Raw genomic sequence first — 14,797 nt, 5'->3', positions numbered from 1 at the left:
GTTTCAAGTTAAAAAAAGTATGAGCAAGGTTTATTCCCGCTCATACTTTTGATTTTACGAACTTATTAATCAAATACAAATTTATAATTTAAACATAGTAACACTGTTCTGGAAATCCGTTGCCATTTGGGCAAGAGAAGTTGCGGACCTGCGGATTTCTTCCATAGAGGCACTTTGTTCTTCTGTTCCAGCCACCACATTCTCAAGACTTCCCGCAATTTCCTTTGGAATATTGGCCACTTCCATAATTGAGGAAACGATGGATTCAGTACTCATTCCCAACTGCTGAACTACTTCAGCCACGGCCTGAGCTTGTTTCGCAAAATCGTTGACACCCTGCAAAATGTCCTGGAAAGCGTCCCCGGCTGAGTTGACCATGGTGATGCCCTCATGGACCGCTGAAGTTCCGTCATTCATAGTCGTAACTGCTTTTGTGGTTTCTTTTTGAATTTCCCCAATTAAATCGCTAATCTTTCCGGCCGCATCACTGGATTGTTCTGCAAGTTTTCGAACCTCTTCCGCTACCACGGCAAAGCCTCGTCCCTGCTCACCGGCTCGGGCCGCTTCAATCGCTGCATTTAAGGCCAATAAATTGGTTTGCTCAGCAATATTCGTGATCAAAGCAACGATTTGACCGATTTCGCCGGATTTTTCCCCAAGGGTATTCACCACACCTGCCGCATCGGTAACCTTGGTCTCAATGGATTGCATCTCATCAATGGCTTTTCTTACAACACTATTTCCTGTAGCAGCTTTTTCCGACGTTTTCACAGATCCTTCTGTAACCATTTGAATATCCTTGGTAATCGTGTGAACTTGGGCAGAAACTTGTTGAGCTGAATCCGACGTAGCTTCAACCCCTGAGAGTTTTTGCTTCACACCATCGGATACTTCCTGAATGGAACAGACAATTTGCTCCGTGGTCCTGCTTCCCTCATCGGCGCTGGCTGTTAACTCTTCGGAAGATGCTGCCAGTTGTTGAGAGCTGTTTACGATTCCCTCAATGATTTCCTTAAAATTCTTCATCATGGAATTAAGATTTTCCGTCATTTGACCAAATTCATCTTTGGAGCGAACAACAATTGTTTGGGTTAAATCCCCTTGGACAATTGAAGAGGCAAACTGATTGACCTGACGAATGTTTTTGACAATAAACCGGCTGTATAAAAGGAGCACTGTTCCAGTGATAATAACAGCCAAAGCAATAAGCAGAATCATGCGGCGTGATAAATCTTTTAAAGGAGCCAACAGATCCGTTTCAGACACATCAATCGCTAAAATCCAGCCAAACTGAGGAACTTCTGCAAAGTATACTTGCCTGGCCCCATTTTCATCGTAAGAAAATGTGCCAGTTTTCTCAGTCATCATTTTTTGCGCCGCTTCCTTAAGGCTGGGGTTTTTTTCTTCCGTGATTTTAACTTTTAAAACTTTATCGGGATTAGGATTTGCAAGGTATATGCCATCTTTGTTTAATAGATAAATATTTGATTTGATATTTAATTGAATGTCACTGATTAACTTTTGTAAAGTAGAAAAATCAACTCCACCTGTAATAGTACCAATGAAATTACCATCCTTATCATAAAATGGAACATTATCTGTCAAAATGGTAGTCTTTATTCCTTCATCATAATATGGATCAGTCCAAATTGATTTTTCTGAAATTCCCTTGCTTATTGTATACCATGGTTTGGTAGGATAATCATATTGTGTGTCGGCATATTCATTCGTAAAGACAATATTTCGATCTTTATCTTTATAAACATAAGGTCCAAAGTATTGTGTATCTTTATTATAGGCATAGGGTTCATACCACACACCTGCGCCAAAGGTCATATCATTAGCAGCAACAAGCTGTTTCAGCATCCTGGCATACTCATCATTTGTGATGCCTGTTCCAATAGACTCAACTGTACGGGCTAAACCTTGAAGCAGCATATCATGAGCTGTCAGCTGCTTCTCAATGCCATTAATAGTTCCGTTAAGCTGAGCCGTCATTTTATTCTGAATCTCATTTTTCAACAAGGTTTCGGAGAATTTGTAGCTAATCACCGATATCATAATTAACGTCAACAAAACTAAAGGCAAAATAGTCAGCATCGTTTTAGCACTGATACTTGAAATATTGAACAACTTTTTCAACCCTTATCATCCTCCACTATAAATTCGATAAATCCTAAGGATCTTCTATAATCCAAAAAATTCTTCATACCAAAAAATAAGTACTAAAGACTCTCATTCTAAATGTGGATCTTAACCCTCCTATCCAGTAAATATCAAAAATGTCTATCCACCGAATATTCAGCAGATAGACATACTGTGATGCATATTCTGCAACCCGGCCGTCATGACAGGCAGAAAGGCCTGCTTTAGACCCGTGGCTTTGCGTCTCTATTTTTCAATAGATTTGCCTACTATTTGAGTATTAAAGACTATGTTCTACAAAAAACTCACTTTTCCTCTTCCTCAACACTAGATAAACCTGGATGGGCTTATAAAAACTATGAATACCGGGTATAAGCCGTTTATCTCTTTTGGCTTAAAAACCGGTGTATTCGGAGAATGGCTTCCTGCAATACCTTTTCATCTTGCACCATTGCCAAGCGAACAAAGCCTTCTCCATAGTCACCGAAAGCAAGGCCGGGTACTACAATCACTCCGGCTTCCCGGGCCAAATCCCTGGCAAAGGTAACAGAGTCCTGATCTGTGGGAACCGGTGCCCAAATAAACATGGAGCCCTGGGGTACCGGCATTTCCCAACCTGCGGCGGCACAACCGCCAATCAGAAGATCCCGCCGTCTCTGATAAGCTTCCTGATTCTCTTTGATTGAGCCTTGGCTACTGCGAAGTGCATAGGCCCCAGCAGCTAAAACCGGAGCAAAAACCCCATAATCAATGTTTGATTTGAGTTGGGAAAGGGTCCCGACTACGTCAGAATTTCCAACAACAAACCCCAGCCTTGCTCCTGCCAAGTTATACGTCTTAGAAACAGAATGAAACTCAATCCCTATGTCTTTTGCCCCTCGCGCCTGCAAAAAGCTGACTGGCTTGAATCCTTCAAATGCTAATTCGGAATAGGCTGCATCATGACAAATAATAATATCGTACTTGGCTGCAAATTCCACAACCTCTTCAAAAAAAGATAGGCTGGCCACTGCTGCCGTAGGATTATTGGGATAATTTAAAAACATGAGTTTTGCCTGGCGAGCCAGATCAGGATCGATCTTACTTATATCGGGCAAAAATCCATTGTCTTTAAGCAGCGGCATAGGAACTTTTTTTCCGCCTGCCAGCCATAAACCGGCACTATAAATTGGATAACCGGGATCAGGAATCAAGGCCAGATCACCGGAATCGATGTAAGCAAGGAAAATATGTGCCAAACCATCCTGAGAACCCATTAAGGGCAACACTTCGGTTTCAGGATTGAGAATCACTCCGAACCTATCCTTATACCATTGGGCACAAACCTGGCGAAACTCTTCCGTCCCCCGTGTCAGGGTATATCCATATTGATCGCCTTCAAGAACCGCTTGACTTAAAACGCTGCGAATTTGAAGATCGGGAGCGCGGTCTGGGCTGCCTATACTTAAGTTAATTAAATTTTTCCCTTGTTTTTCTAAACTTCTTTTAAGATCGTCCATCTCCGTAAAAACGGAAGCACCTAAACCCTCTAAACGTACTGATGGCTTCTGCATTGTTACAACTCCGTTCTGTTTCCAAAGCTTTATTTTTTATTAATACAATTCCAACTATTTTTTTATTTTATCACGATTACTCCGCCCTCTTAAAGTGAGATTAAGCCATTTCATGAATACATAATGGAAAAAGGCCTAAGCAGTAAAAATATGCTATAATATTAGAAACTTGGCTGCTGCCTTAGTTGCATTTATGCTTCAGAAAGTAAATCATACTTTCTGATTAGTATAGAATTTTGGCGCCTTGCTCTTTTGAAGCGGCGGATTTAAAAGAAGGGAGATTTATAAAAACTATGGCCTTAATGAATGAAAATTTTCTGAAGTTACCTGGAAGTTACCTTTTTTCCGAGATTGCCCGCCGGGTGACACAATTTAAAAATGAAAACCCTGATGCAGACATTATTCGCTTAGGAATTGGGGATGTCACCCGCCCGCTTCCTCCGGCTGTTATCGAAGCCATGAAAAAAGCCGTAGACGAAATGGGAAAAGCTGAAACCTTCAGAGGATATGGTCCTGAGCAAGGTTACAACTTCTTAATCGAAAGTATTATTGAAAATGATTATAAAACACGGGGAGTAACTCTTGATATTGATGAAATCTATGTCAGTGACGGAGCCAAAAGTGACACTGCTAACTTTCAAGAAATTTTCGGTATCAATAACATCATGGCCGTTAGCGACCCTGTCTACCCTGTTTATGTTGACAGCAATGTCATGGCAGGACGTACTGGTAACTATAATACGGATAAAGGTCAATATGACAATATCGTCTACCTGCCGTGTACAGAGGAAAATGGCATGAAACCCGCTTTCCCCACAACTCATGTGGATATGATTTACCTTTGTTTCCCCAACAATCCCACGGGGATGACCCTTACAAAAAATGAGCTTAAACAATGGGTGGACTACGCTCGGGAACATAAATCCATCATCTTATATGATTCTGCTTATGAGGCCTTTATCCGCGAAGAAAACGTTCCCCGAACGATCTATGAAGTCGAAGGGGCCCGGGAAGTTGCTGTTGAATTCCGGAGCTTCTCCAAAACAGCAGGATTTACCGGAACACGCTGCGCCTACACGGTTATCCCTAAAGAACTCATGATCTATGATTCCAAAGGGGAAGCCCATAGCTTGAATAAACTCTGGCTGAGGAGACAAACAACAAAGTTCAACGGCGTTTCCTACCCGGTCCAAGCTGCTGCCGCAGCTATTTATACACCGGAAGGCAAGAAACAAATTAAGGAAACCATTGATTATTATATGGAAAACGCCCGGATCATTCGGGAAGGGCTTACCGAAGCAGGTTATGAAGTTTTCGGAGGAATCAACGCCCCCTATATCTGGATGAAAACCCCCAAGCAAATGGGTTCCTGGGAGTTCTTTGACAAGCTCATGAAGGAAGCTCATGTTGTGGGCACACCCGGAGCAGGCTTTGGCGCTAATGGCGAGGGTTTCTTCCGCTTAACTGCCTTTGGCACCCGGGAAAATACGGAAAAGGCCATCCAACGGATAAAAACTAAAATGGGAAAATAGGAAGAATCACCTGGGCCTTAAATTCGGAATCGATTCCGAATTTGACTGTGCATTTAAACAACCCTACTTATAGCCTATGTGTTCATGCCCTCACGGGTGACAAAATAAATGGCAAGACCGTTCAGCCTATGGTTTGAGCGGTCTTGCCATTATTTTTTAATCTAAATTTTTTCTGAATTTCATGGCGGCGATTCCCACCAGAATAAAGGCAAATACACACAGAATAAGCGTGTCCTGCCAGAGATAATGTATTCCAACCCCCTTGAGAAAGATCCCCCTTACGATCTCCAGAAAATAGGTCAGGGGAAATAATCCGCCGAGAAGTTTGAGGAATGTGGGCATAGTTTCTCTGGGGAAGATAAAACCTGACAATAAAATAGAAGGCAATATCAGGATAAAGGTCATTTGCATAGCCTGAAGCTGGGTCTTGGCAACACTGGATATCAACAGACCGATGGCCAGAATAGTAAAGAGAAAGATGGTTGATAAAAGCACTAAAAGTGGCACGCTTCCCGCCGGTACAACTCCAAACCAGAAAATACCTGTCGCTAAAATTAGGGATAAGGATATGAAGCCTATGAAAAGAAAGGGCAGAAGCTTGCCAAGGAGCAGTTCTAAGGAGCGGATAGGGGTAACCACAACTTGTTCCATAGTACCCCGTTCTTTTTCCCGCACTATGGAGAAGGATGTCAGCATAGTAATGACATTTTGTAAAATCAGCCCTATCAAGGCCGGAATATTAAAGACCATGGACTTCATGTCCGGATTATACCAAACTCTGGTCTCAATATTGAGGGGCATGGTGGTCCCGGCAGCCGCTCCCTTAGCCGCCAGGCGAATTCCCTGAATCTGTAAGGATTTATTCAACCCCAGCATCTGGACAGCAGACATTGCTGCCCGGGCAATGGTGGGGTCAGAGCCATCAACCAGGACCTGAACCTCCGCTTGACCATTCTCTTTTTGGATTTCCCTGCCGAAATCAGGGGGAATAACCACTGCTGCCCGTGCCTTGCCGCTGTCCAGATAAGCCTCAATTTGCCCATACCCCTGGACATAGTTATTAGGATCTAAATACTGAGTGTTCCGTAAAGAACTTATAAATTCCCGGCTATCCATGGTCTGGGATTGATCCCAAACAACCGTAGGCAGATGGTCTACATCGGTATTGACAGCATAACCGAAAAGTAGAAGCATACCGATGGGCATAGCGATAGCCATAATGAGACTGCCCCGATCCCTGCGAATGTGGAGGAATTCCTTCTTTAATACTGCTAAAAAACGCACCCATGAAAATCCTCTCATTAAGCTCTCACTCCTTTCCTAAGAGCTTCATTGCGCGGATCTTCCGATGCCTCATGCTCGACATAATGAATAAAGAGATCATCCAGGTTATCAATACCTGCTCTTTCTTTCATGTCGGCGGGAGAACCAAAGGCAATTAAACGGCCATAAAAAACAAAACCTAAGAAATCACAAGTAGCAGCTTCATCCATGTAATGAGTGCTGACCAGAACCGTGATCCCTTCCTGTGCCAATTGATGAATCAGATTTAAAAAAATCCGCCGGGAGACAGGATCCACCCCCGCTGTCGGCTCATCCAGAATAAGAAGCTGGGGACTATGGAGCAAGGCGCAGGCTAAAGCTACCCGCTGCTTCCATCCTCCTGAGAGGGAAGCAACTAATTGAGGCGTTCGCTCTTTCAGGCCAATCCGTTGGATCACTCTCTCCTTCTGCTCCTGAGCCTTTTTTCCCTGCAGGCCATATACTCCGGCATAAAAGTCAAGATTCTCTTTTACTGTTAAATCATCATAGAGACTAAACTTTTGGGACATATAGCCAATACGCTGTTTAATTTCCTCCGGTTGGGTCATAACATCATACCCCAGCACTGTAGCATGACCTTCTGAGGGCACCAAAACTCCACAGAGCATACGGATAAGCGTTGTTTTTCCGGCACCATTAGGTCCAACAAAACCCATAATCGAGCCGGCAGGGAGTTGAAAGGTTACTCCCCGAACCGCTGTATAAGCTCCAAATTGCTTGACCAAACCCTGGCAATCGATTGCTAAATTCATTCTGCCTCACTCCTTTAGGGTCACATCTGCCGGCATACCTGCTTTCAACTCATCTTTACCTTCTGTAATGGATATCTTAACGGCATAAACCGTCGTCGTTCGTTCCTCTTTGGTCTGGACATTCTTGGGAGTGAATTCTGCCTGGTTGCTGATATATTTAATGATTCCTTTAAAGGTCTTGCCAGGATAAGCATCTGCAACAATACTAACGGTACCGCCAAGTTTTAATTGACCAAGTTTAGCTCCAGGTACATATATTTTAATCCACAAATCCTCGGGATTGAGAATCGTGACAAGAGTCGTACCGGGATTAACCACTTGCCCTAGCTGAACATTCTTATAGAGAATCTGACCTCCGACAGGACTCTTTATCGTCAGTTTGTTCAGACTAAGTTCCGCATTGTCAACGGATTGAGCAGCGATATCCACAGCCGCTTTCTGGGCCTGTATTGTAGGCTGAGTGTAGCCAGCCTGAGCTTGATCTAAACTGGCCTGAGCAGCGTTGACATTAGCCTGAGCCCCTTCATACTGAGCCTTCAGAGTGTCCACTTTATTTTGCTGAGCATCCAAAACTTGTTTGCTGATAGCGCCGCTGTCAAAAAGTTTTTGATCATTTGCTAAATTTTCTTCTTCAAAATGAAGATTGGGTTCTAAAGCTGCCAAATTTGCCTTAGCCTGAGTAACCATATTTTCAAGACGACGAATTTCTTCTGCTCTTGCTCCCCCTAAAAGGTCATTAAGCTTAGCTTGTGCCTGCAGCTGCTGACTTTGGGCTATAGACAAAGAAATCTTAGCCTGACTGTCATCGAGTTTTGCAAGAATGTCACCCTCTTTGATAATTTGACCTTCATCAACAGATAACTGAACAATTTTACCTCCCAGTTCAGGCTGAACTGGAATTTCAGTACCTTCGATAGTCCCCGAATACGTGTTTAGATCTGCAGAAGGATTGAAATAGCGATCCCCTAGAACAGACAAGGCAATGAAGAGAAGTACAAAAACAACGACTACAGCTTTTTTTCTCATATTGATTCTCCTCCTACTCATAGATAGATCCTAAATTCTATTTAACAAGTAAACCGTGTAAAAAAAGCTCCAGTATCTGATCAGATGCTTCGTCAATGGTTTTCTCAGGAGATAACCCCGGAAAGACGTGATTAAATATTCCGTAGAAAAGTGCCATTCCCATAAAACTTCTAACCATAAATATAAATGGAAGAGGTTTAAATATCCCTTGTTCCACGCCCTTATCAAACCAAGGTTTAACGATACATATACCTTGTTCAAGAATTCCTTTGTATAACGCTTCTCGAACTTCTTCATGGTATTGAGCCTCAGCGAACATGAAACGAAAAAGGCTATCGTTTTCTTTCAGCAATTCCAGACGGTTTTTCAAAAAGCTGCGAAAGAATTCTAAAGGAGAAGCTTCTCTTTGTTCTTTATCCAGATAAATAATACCCTCAAGTACTTTTGGTTTGAGAACTGCAATTAACAGTTCTTTTTTCGTGGCAAAATGGCGGAAAATTGTTCCTTCTGCTACACCAGCGGCACGAGCAATTTCCGCCGTAGTTGAACCATTAAAACCCTTTTGTGCAAAAACAGTGAGCGCTGCTTCAAGAATATCTTGGCGCCGATCTTCAACGGATTTCCTCATAATATCCTCCTAAAATAGAATGAGTGATTACTCACTTACATAATCTAATAGTTTATGATTTTTGTCAATCTTAAATTTTTTTGAGTCCTATTCTTTCCTTCCTTAAAGATTTTATGAAGGTTTTTATATCCATTTAAATACTCTGCTCTAGTCCTTATTTTCCATAAATTTCATGTTCATTGTTTTGAAAAATCAAGCATGTTCTGGTCAAATTTAAGCAAACTAAAGCCATCATTATCAAGTATTGATTTACTATTTACAACCCTAAGTCATCCAGACCATCTGGTTAAATAAAAAGTATTTTAAAACTAGACTTAAAGGAGGAAACACTCAATGAACTGGAAAAAACCTTTCTTCACCTCAATTATTTCTTTAACCCTCTTAATTTTATTAACCATGGGCTGTACCAAAACCCAGGAAACTCCTACTCCTCAAACAACTGGTCCAGATTTAACTCAGACAACAAAAGTCACTTATGTAGGGGATGATGCTTGTAAGGCCTGTCACTCTGATACCTATAACAATGTGACTCATACGAATCACTACAGCGCCTTTAAACCTCTTTCTGATTATCCTCTCGAGAAACCCTTAGGGGAAATTACAATCTTCGACGCCGCAAATAAAGATAAACCCACATCGACAAAACTTGATTTATCCAAAGCTAAAATCTATGGGGTTATGATGGATGACTATGTCATTGCGGAAATTCCTAAAGATGCCGGATTTAAAGAAACAATTTACCGGGTCGGTGCAGTTAAGAAAACTAACGATAAATGGACTGTAGAAGCCCCCAAACAAACGGATGTAGATAATGATGGGAAGAACGACTGGACTGCTGAGAGTTTTACCTGCGGAGGCTGTCATGCACCTGGTATTGAGGATGCGTCTCCTAATTATGGTATTTCCTGCGAATCCTGTCATGGCCCTGGCTCAAATCACGTAAGTGCAACAGACAAAAAAGCAACGATGGATCTGGAAACCGCAAAAACCGGCTGTTTAAATTGTCATGAAAGCAATCCTTCTAAAGATGATCAAGGCAACTTTACCGCTACGAACCACTACGGAACACGTGACTACTTCGCAAGTAAACATGCTCAAAGCTCACAGTTAGCTCAATGCCAAACTTGCCATAGTACCCATAAAGTCAACGCCAATGGTTCACTTCTGCTGGCAGACAACCCTACGGATATCTGTGCCAAATGCCATGCCGGCAAGACCTTTGATTTAGATAAAATCATGTGGAAAAACCCAAGTGATGCGTATGGTCATATCACAAGGGATCACAGCTTTGGTGCCATGAAATACGAAGATCTGCAAGATGACCCGTCCACGAAACCTATCGAAATCAAGAATCCGACAATTATTGAGATGATTAAGAAACAGTTACCGGAACTGGCTAAGTAAAAGGGCTTGACTTGACAGCAAGAGCCATACATCAAGTATGGCTCTTCTGTATGTAATAAATTTAAGCAAATTTAAGGTTGTCCTTCTTAAAAAGAAGGATTAAGCTAAGGAAATAAGGAAATATAGAAAGATCCATTTCAGTTGTTTTAATCGTTAAATTAAGGAGGTCGCAACATGGGTTTTCAAGTTAATAACAATGTGCAATGGGTAGGCAAAATCGACTGGGAATTAAAAAAATTCCACGGCGATGAACTTTCTACTCACCACGGTTCCAGCTATAATTCTTACCTCATTCGAGACGAAAAAACGGCCCTGATTGATTGTGTCTGGACCCCCTTCGCCAAGGAATTTGTTGCTAATCTAAAAAAAGAAATCGATTTAAGCACCATTGACTATATTATTGTTAATCATGGTGAACCGGATCACAGTGGTGCTTTGCCTGAGCTCATGAGAGAAATTCCGAATACCCCCATCTATTGTACTGCTAATGCCATTAAATCATTAAAGGGCCAATATCATCAAGAATGGAACTTTATCCCTGTTAAGACGGGGGATAAACTCAATCTTGGCTCAAAAGAATTTATCTTTATTGAGGCAAGAATGCTCCATTGGCCTGATACGATGTTTACTTATTTAACGGGGGATAATATTCTCTTCAGTAATGATGGCTTTGGTCAGCATTTATCCTCCGAGCATATGTTCAATGACTTGGTTGATCAGGCCGAATTATACTGGGAAGCTCAAAAATATTACGCCAATATTTTGGCACCCTTCAGTAAATTCGTAGAAAATAAAATCAAGGAGATTTTAAGTTTAAATTTGCCTGTTGATATGATCTGCCCCAGTCACGGTGTTATTTGGCGGGATAATCCCTTACAAATTGTTAACAAATATATGGAATGGGCCTCGGATTATCAAGAGAATCAAATCACCATAGTCTACGATACTATGTGGAACAGCACCCGGCATATGGCTGAACAAATAGCTGCTGGAATACGATTGAGTGATAAAGATGTTACCGTCAAATTATTTAATTGTAATTCTACTCATACTGATAAAAACGATATTATAACAGAAGTTTTCAAATCTAAAGCCGTATTAGTAGGTTCACCCACCATCAACAAAGGCATTTCTTTTGCTGTCGCGGGCATTTTAGAAATGATTAAAGGACTGGGATTCAAAAACAAAAAAGGAGCCGCTTTTGGTAGTTATGGCTGGAGCGGTGAAAATACAAAGCTGATTTCAACGGAATTAGAACATGCTAAATTTGAACTGATTAATGAAGGTCTAAGGATAACCTGGAACCCAGATGACGAGGCTCTCATGAAGTGCCAGGAATTCGGGCGAGGGATTGCAGACTCACTGAAATAAACCTCTGCCCTTGTCTGCAGTTTATTTCAGAAGAGAGTGCTCCAGGAAAAAGGAAGAGAACTGTTTTTAAACATTCTCTTCCTTCTTTATGTGCTATCCAGCGTTTTTCCCATAACCTATCCTCGATAAAGCGCCGGCAAATCAGATAATCACTTTATTTTCCAAATCGTTAAGTACTCTGTCTAAGGAAGCGCCGCTGCTGCTATGGCTTCTAAATACCGGAATCTTTTTTCGCTTTGCTTCCTTAACTGCAGTGTGAATCATTTTGTGAGAGACTGTGGATGTGAATAAGACAATACCATCCGGCGATCCAATCACCTTATCGAACTTCGTAGGCATCTGTGTATAAACTTTTATGTTGTGCCCCCTCTTAATGCAGATATCCATATACTCACTATGCATTCTGTCATGACCACCAACTAATACTATACTCATTCTCTTCCCGCCTCCTAACCAATTTTTTAAACTCATTAATCACTTTTGATAACTATTTTTGCCTACAATTATCACTGGCTCTGTAACAGTCGCTGAACAACTTTCTCCTTTTTTCATACGGCTGATTGCCTCACTATGATCATCACTCTGATTCTGTCCAATGCGGGTATGTACCTTACTATTTAATGTCATCAAAACACTATCCCAACACAAATATCGATAACGATTCTCAATAAGCTCTTTAAAAAAATACTCCTTCTTATTGGAGCAATCCTCTACTACAATACTTTAACCTGATGAAAGCATTGTCAAAGGCATTATGTTTACCTCTTTTTGCGAACGATAATCGATTTCATTACCATGACCCTTATGGTATCACTGATTCTTTCCTACGTCAATGCTCCTTTAATCATTATGTATCTGTGTAAACGCTCCCTTCGACTATTTAACCCTCTGGAAGTTTCTAAGTCTTCCAGAGGGTTATTTTAAGGGTTGAACATAATATTAATATCCACAATTTCCGGGGTATTGCCTATGCGAACTGGTGGTCCCCAAGTCCCATACCCTGATGATACAATGAGTTGGAAATCCCCTTTGCGCAATAGTCCCCAGTCTTGTTCAAATAGTCTCTGAGTAATGAACTGAAATGGGAACAGTTGACCACTGTGCGTGTGTCCGGAAACTTGCAAATCGACCCCTTGCGCAACAGGCTCTTCTAAATGGGATGGCTGGTGATCCATTAATATGATTGGCAAAGAGTGATTTACTCCTTGCATCAAGGTTTTTAAATCCTGTCGTTTATCCCCATTAAACCGTGAACCTGACATATCATCTCTGCCAATAAGATAGAAGCTGTCGGCAACCAGCTGATAACTATCTTTTAATACTTTTACCCCTGCCTGATCGAGATATTTTATGGCCTCTTCCGCATTTCCGCCGATATACTCGTGATTGCCTAATACAGCATAGGCTCCATAGGGTGCCTTAAGCTTTAAAAACGTATCGGCTACTTGTTGTTTTTTCACTAATTCAATATCTTCGTCGAAAACATCCCCTGCAAACAAAATCAGATCCGGCCTTAGTTCATTAATTTGATCAACAAGTTTTATTAAATGATCATTATGAATGATTGTTCCAAGATGAATATCTGAAACCATGACAACATGCAGCTGGTGCACAGACCCTGCGGATTTTGCTATAGAAAGATCATAATGATGAATCCTGGGATGACTCGCATTCCAAGCTCCATAGACGACAATTCCAGCAACAACAGCACAAACAATCAAGCCTACAATGGGACCCAAGCCATGTTTTCCTTCTATTGATATAAGGTTTAGCCAACGATTTAGATATTTTAAGAGATCGAGAGAAATAATGATTAGTAAAAAATAAAGCATGAAGGCCATCCAATAAGCCCCAACAATCGTTAATCCTTCATACACGACTCTGGAAAGAAATCGTTCGCTAAGCCGGCTTACAATGTAAGAGAAAGCAATGATTAAAAAAATCGCCCAATATACTTTGGAGCTTAATAAAGGTATGCAGCTAAACAATGTCTGCCACCCGCGCAGACCAATATAGAAATTAAGTAAACCATATACTAAGAAAAACAATATACCCACCAAAATAACTATGGGGTTCATGAACGTATAGTACCTCCATATTTCAAAACCTTAGACTATGGCATGGTTTTAAATCTTCAAAGGGTATTATACAATGTTTTACGATTTGCGTCATATTTCATTTTCATCAATATAGTCGATGGCAGTAATCATATAAAATTATGGAACTTCACTTTTCTTATAAAGGAAGAACTTTTCTATATTGATTATCAAAGATTTTTATAGTTGCGCTTATGCCTTGGATACCAGGTGTCAGGAAGGGTTCAGTGATTAAATAAAAAAGTCCAGAAGATTATCTCCCAGACTTTTTCCACTCTATTAAATTAAATGCTTCTTACTCGATACAAATGATCTCTTCGCCCTTTTGCACGAGTAGATCTCCCCGAAGGAGCAGAGCAAAAACGATCGACAAACTCTTGGGGTAATTTCTTTATTAATAGGACAGGGATATCCGATTTATTAAGCACGCTATGGGCTAAACTGCCATACATCAAACCTTTTAAACTGCTTGGTCCCCGAGTACCCATGATGATTAATTCGAATTCTTTTTTCTCCCCATAGTTGATAATTGCTTCGACAATATCAGGGATATTGGGGTTAGCAAATATGACCTGTTGCTTGACATCTAAACCCGTTTCAAACAATATTTCATTGGTTCTAGCAATTATTTTAGAATATTCTCCTCTTTTCTTTAAGTCAATTCTATTTAATAAATTTATTTGCCAATCTGTGATAGGATCAGATGACCAGATCTCCATCAAATTGTCATTCTCTAGTTTAGCGCCCTCCACATTCTCTTGAACATGAACAATCGTCAAATTCATATTAGGTATTCTATTGAACAAATTGGCCGTGTAAACGGCAGCCGACAAAGAATGCTCCGAACCATCAAAATAAAGAAGCACCTTTAATGGATTTCCATCAATCATACTACATAATCACCTCACCCTTAGTTTGCGTAATTAATACGCAACTTATTTTATAGCACATTATTTCACGAACTTAA

Annotated in this window: 12 protein-coding genes and 1 riboswitch; of the genes, 3 read left to right on the top strand and 9 right to left on the bottom strand. The window is 41.0% G+C overall.

All coding sequences use genetic code 11. The annotated features are described in order from the left end of the window. Positions 1-81: 81 nt before the first annotated feature. Positions 82-2,142 carry a methyl-accepting chemotaxis protein gene (locus tag DESOR_RS03155; protein WP_014183164.1) on the bottom strand — a complete coding sequence of 687 codons (2,061 nt, stop codon included), beginning with the start codon at positions 2,140-2,142 and terminating at the stop codon, positions 82-84. 187 nt (positions 2,143-2,329) lie between these two features. Then, positions 2,330-2,422: riboswitch (cyclic di-GMP riboswitch) on the bottom strand. 103 nt (positions 2,423-2,525) lie between these two features. Then, the gene (locus tag DESOR_RS03150; protein WP_014183163.1) at positions 2,526-3,698 is read right to left on the bottom strand and encodes an aminotransferase class I/II-fold pyridoxal phosphate-dependent enzyme; all 1,173 of its coding nucleotides are present in this window, start codon (positions 3,696-3,698) and stop codon (positions 2,526-2,528) included. Between the two features lie 293 nt (positions 3,699-3,991). On the opposite strand from DESOR_RS03150, the gene DESOR_RS03145 reads away from it, so the two are divergent. After that, entirely contained in the window at positions 3,992-5,230 is a 1,239-nt protein-coding gene (locus DESOR_RS03145) for an LL-diaminopimelate aminotransferase (protein WP_014183162.1), read from the top strand. A gap of 156 nt (positions 5,231-5,386) precedes the next feature. Here DESOR_RS03145 and DESOR_RS03140 read toward each other — a convergent pair whose 3' ends face one another. From DESOR_RS03140 to DESOR_RS03125, 4 genes are read right to left on the bottom strand one after another with little or no spacing between them, the layout of a single operon-like run. Beyond that, positions 5,387-6,532 carry an ABC transporter permease gene (locus tag DESOR_RS03140; RefSeq protein ID WP_014183161.1) on the bottom strand — a complete coding sequence of 382 codons (1,146 nt, stop codon included), beginning with the start codon at positions 6,530-6,532 and terminating at the stop codon, positions 5,387-5,389. Continuing rightward, positions 6,532-7,305, bottom strand: coding sequence for an ABC transporter ATP-binding protein (locus tag DESOR_RS03135; protein ID WP_014183160.1), 774 nt, complete (start codon positions 7,303-7,305; stop codon positions 6,532-6,534). Before DESOR_RS03135 ends, DESOR_RS03140 begins: the two co-directional genes overlap by 1 nt. Positions 7,306-7,311: 6 nt before the next feature. After that, positions 7,312-8,331 (bottom strand): HlyD family secretion protein, encoded by a 1,020-nt coding sequence (locus DESOR_RS03130; RefSeq protein WP_014183159.1) that lies wholly within the window; start codon positions 8,329-8,331, stop codon positions 7,312-7,314. A 37-nt stretch (positions 8,332-8,368) separates the two neighbouring features. Next, positions 8,369-8,959, bottom strand: coding sequence for a TetR/AcrR family transcriptional regulator (locus DESOR_RS03125; protein ID WP_014183158.1), 591 nt, complete (start codon positions 8,957-8,959; stop codon positions 8,369-8,371). A gap of 333 nt (positions 8,960-9,292) precedes the next feature. On the opposite strand from DESOR_RS03125, the gene DESOR_RS03120 reads away from it, so the two are divergent. Then, the gene (locus tag DESOR_RS03120; protein ID WP_014183157.1) at positions 9,293-10,363 is read left to right on the top strand and encodes a cytochrome c3 family protein; all 1,071 of its coding nucleotides are present in this window, start codon (positions 9,293-9,295) and stop codon (positions 10,361-10,363) included. Positions 10,364-10,537: 174 nt separating this feature from the next. Beyond that, a complete protein-coding gene (locus tag DESOR_RS03115) occupies positions 10,538-11,734 on the top strand; it encodes an anaerobic nitric oxide reductase flavorubredoxin (protein ID WP_014183156.1) in 1,197 nt (398 codons plus the stop codon). A 141-nt stretch (positions 11,735-11,875) separates the two neighbouring features. Here the strand turns inward: DESOR_RS03115 and DESOR_RS03110 are convergent, their stop codons facing one another. The 3 genes from DESOR_RS03110 to DESOR_RS03100 form a co-directional block, all read right to left on the bottom strand. Further along, positions 11,876-12,169 carry a DUF2325 domain-containing protein gene (locus DESOR_RS03110; protein ID WP_014183155.1) on the bottom strand — a complete coding sequence of 98 codons (294 nt, stop codon included), beginning with the start codon at positions 12,167-12,169 and terminating at the stop codon, positions 11,876-11,878. A gap of 485 nt (positions 12,170-12,654) precedes the next feature. Further along, positions 12,655-13,812: a metallophosphoesterase gene (locus DESOR_RS03105; RefSeq protein WP_014183153.1), complete on the bottom strand. Its 1,158-nt coding sequence runs from the start codon at positions 13,810-13,812 to the stop codon at positions 12,655-12,657. A gap of 302 nt (positions 13,813-14,114) precedes the next feature. Then, on the bottom strand, positions 14,115-14,720 hold the full coding sequence (locus DESOR_RS03100) for a universal stress protein (protein WP_014183152.1): 606 nt from the start codon (positions 14,718-14,720) through the stop codon (positions 14,115-14,117). Positions 14,721-14,797 lie beyond the last annotated feature (77 nt).

Source organism: Desulfosporosinus orientis DSM 765, from assembly GCF_000235605.1.
Lineage (GTDB): Bacteria > Bacillota > Desulfitobacteriia > Desulfitobacteriales > Desulfitobacteriaceae > Desulfosporosinus > Desulfosporosinus orientis.
This window is presented reverse-complemented; position numbering and strand designations above follow the sequence as displayed.